The 3,069-nt window shown below is 53.9% G+C and carries 2 protein-coding genes and 1 pseudogene; all 3 read right to left on the reverse strand.

Annotated features, from left to right (window positions below; all coding sequences use genetic code 11):
• On the reverse strand, positions 1 to 344 hold a 344-nt coding region (locus D8U71_RS17565; protein WP_130888305.1), incomplete at its 3' end, for a hypothetical protein.
• Between the two features lie 263 nt (positions 345 to 607).
• Positions 608 to 2,632 (reverse strand): hypothetical protein, encoded by a 2,025-nt coding sequence (locus D8U71_RS17570; protein ID WP_130888306.1) that lies wholly within the window; start codon positions 2,630 to 2,632, stop codon positions 608 to 610.
• Between the two features lie 234 nt (positions 2,633 to 2,866).
• Positions 2,867 to 3,069, reverse strand: a pseudogene (locus tag D8U71_RS17575) (hypothetical protein); the annotation flags it as partial.

The following is a 3,069-nucleotide window of genomic DNA, read 5'->3' on the forward strand; positions in this document are numbered from 1 at the left end:
AGAATGTATTGGATTGTGTTGATGACGCCGTCGTGAAGTGCCCTCTGGAACACGGGAAAGACCATTCTCGCGTTGACGACTGTCTGTGCACCGCCGCTCTGCTCACCGTTGACGAAGAGTCTGATACTGCCATATTGACCAACGTCCGCAGGCGGATCGACCACCACCTGTACACCAGCGGCGTTGATTTCATCGCGCGTGAGCTCCGTGAATACCTTCAACGGCAAGCCATAGGTGACTGTCGGTGGCTCTGCCGGCGGGTCAGTGATCACGTTCTTGGTGGCAACAGGGATTATCACCGGATACAGCGTCATGACCGTGTTGTCGGGTTGCGTCTTTTCCATGGCACACCTTCCTGATGAGACGGCCAGGGAGGGCTGGCCGGGATGGAGACATCAGATACCGGGCGGGGGAAGTTGGCTACTGTCAGATCTGACAGTGGAGGGTGGTTTTGCGACGAATGGTAGGTCGCTGCGGATGCAGGTCGTGTGGGAGCGAGCCTGCTCGCGAAAGGGCTATCCGGGCCAGCAGCAGTACCTCGATCCGCACGCTGTTTAAATCATGGGTATATAAATCCGTCGCGTTTTCATCGATTTTCTTCTATGTATCAGTCGCCCTGTTTTTTTCGTATGCCTATAGGAGGGCGAGAAACGGTGTTGATACTTGACCATCTTGTGATTTTTCCATCATTTTGTGATTGGATTGCCTGAAACCAGCTTGCCTGATACAACGGATTATGGGCATCAATGTGAAACCAGTATTCGGCGCTCAAGTAGGACGACGCAAAATAGCGAGGTATCGAGTCCAGGAAACCTCCTAATACGTTGTAGTCATATGGAACTTCTTTTACATTTGGTATTTGCGCCAATTTTTGAAGTGCAACGATAGCTGGTAACGGATTGTGCAGTACGACCATTTCGTAAACGTTGTCAATGTGAATAGGGTAACTTGCTGATGATTTGGCAGAATCTGAAACGATAATTCGCGATGTGCCATTTGCAAGAGATTTAACGAGTCCTTCCGCATCGACCGTTGCAATCCGTGGATTCTCTACTCTATAGGAGTATGGTGGGGAACCCGCGGTGGGTTTACGGGTTTTGGCGCTTGCAGGATTATAATAATTCGTAGTTGTCCATGCGGGAGTGTAGGGAGGTTCCGCTAACACTAAATGCAATCCCGTAATCTCCATCAATGTTGTATCAATCTCCAATGCCTTGGCCACACTCACCGTATAACTACGCATCCGAAGCGGCACCGCTTTTGTCTTGTCCTTAACCCCATCAAGATTGACCGCACAAACTACTCTCAACGGGCTTCCATCTTTCAGTTTTTTCAACCACTCGACCTGCGCCAGGAACGAAATCCTGTCGGCCAGTTCACTGCGCCCGCCCGACGAGATTTCCTTGGTTACCGGGTTCCCATCCGCATCCACGCCTTCAAGGTCAACCCAGACCGGGTGGGTCTGTTGCATCAGTGGAATTTTTTCCGAGAGCACCCGCGCATCATTCGGTAGTTCCGGAACATTGAGCTGCTGCCCCATTTCCCCCGCAATATTCGGAGTCGGCAAGCGCGGGTCGTCCGCCGCGATTTTATCGATGACCACCTCCAGAGGAGGGGATTCGCCGATGGGCGCGCCATCACGAATCAATACCCACGACACCTGGATTGTTTTGCCTTGATGAGCGAGGAGGAACGCCACGCTGAATGTGAAATTGGCGCGTTGGTTGGTGTTGAATGCCACTTGCGGAAATGATGAACCCGGTAGGCCATCGACAATCTTCAGCGTCGCCTTGTCGTTTTCCAAAGCGGCTTTGAACTCGGCCCGCACCCTCACGCCGCCTTCACTTGCCAGCACATCGATTGGGGAGACGGCGTTAACGAGTGTAGGAGGCTCTTGGGAGATCTTGTCCAGATCCACTTCCACGAACACGGCATCGGACCAGGTTGGAGGGCCGGACGGGTTGGTCAGGTAGTCGACAACGCGATATTTGATTTCGAAGGTTTTATCGTTGCCACCCTCGATCAGCTTGTCTTTCGGGATGTCGATCACGACACTTTCTGGCACGGGAGGCGGGGGAGACACACTGCTGGGTATGAGCTGATATATGTGATGGACGCCATTGCAAGACACAAAAATCAGGTCATACCACTGCACGTTGGCGTAGGTGGCAGTCACCTTGAACTTGTCAGCTTCCGCCTGGTTGATGACCTTGTGGCTGACGGTGAGATTCAATACCGGTGGTAAATCACCGGGCGGAGAGGTTCGATGGTAGAGCACCAGCTCAGGTGTGAGTTCATCATTCCCGGACGTGCGCTCAATGTGAATTTTGATGCGGTTAAGGCCTTTTTGCAGTGAGCCGGCAGGCAGGCGCAGAGGCGTATCGTCGCTTTCCTTGCCCTCAGCGATGGTGGTGCTAGGCCCTTTGTTGTCGTTGATCAGCGGGATGAGCTTATCGTTCTTGGTCTGATTTAAGTAAGCCAGCATGAGGATCAACAAGCCCTCGGTTTCATTGGCTTTCACAATAGTGACGCCGCCATGGACGTCTGCCATTGCAGGTTCCAGCTCAACCATTTCGGGGGCTTGCGGGCGGGTCAGTGCAAACGGTTCAACGAAGTTACGGACGCGGCTCATTGCATTCTCCTTGCGTGATGTAGGAACGCTCTTGCTGCATCTAATGCGAGACCGGCCGGGCCGTCACCTGTCAACTCTGACAGGTAGGAGGGGGTTTGCGATGAACGGTCATGAAGAGTGTTCCCATGCGCAAAGGCATGCAGCCGGGACGCTCCGGATCCCATCGGGAGCCGAACGCGGAGCGTCCGTTGAGGCATTCCCACGCAGGAGCGTGGGAACGATCATCGGGCTCCGCTACTGCGGCAACTCCAGATTATCCAGCACCCGATTCACCGCCAATTCTCCGAGCATGATCAGTTGCGCAATCCCCATCAACGTCCGGCGTTGCGATGGCTTGACCAGCCCGGCGAATTCCTGGGCGATGGTTTTGGCCGAGGCGAGGGTTTCGCAGGCGTTGGCCAGCAGGTCTTCATTTTTGGTGTCGGCGGTGACGGCGT

The sequence above is a fragment of the Pseudomonas sp. Sample_21 genome, assembly GCF_004307525.1.
In the GTDB taxonomy this organism is placed as follows: Bacteria; Pseudomonadota; Gammaproteobacteria; order Pseudomonadales; family Pseudomonadaceae; genus Aquipseudomonas; species Aquipseudomonas atacamensis.

What these genes read in the sequence shown, in the direction of transcription:
- D8U71_RS17570 (WP_130888306.1), bottom strand. Translation starts at nt 2,632, where the DNA reads ATGAGCCGCGTCCGTAACTTCGTTGAACCGTTTGCACTGACCCGCCCG.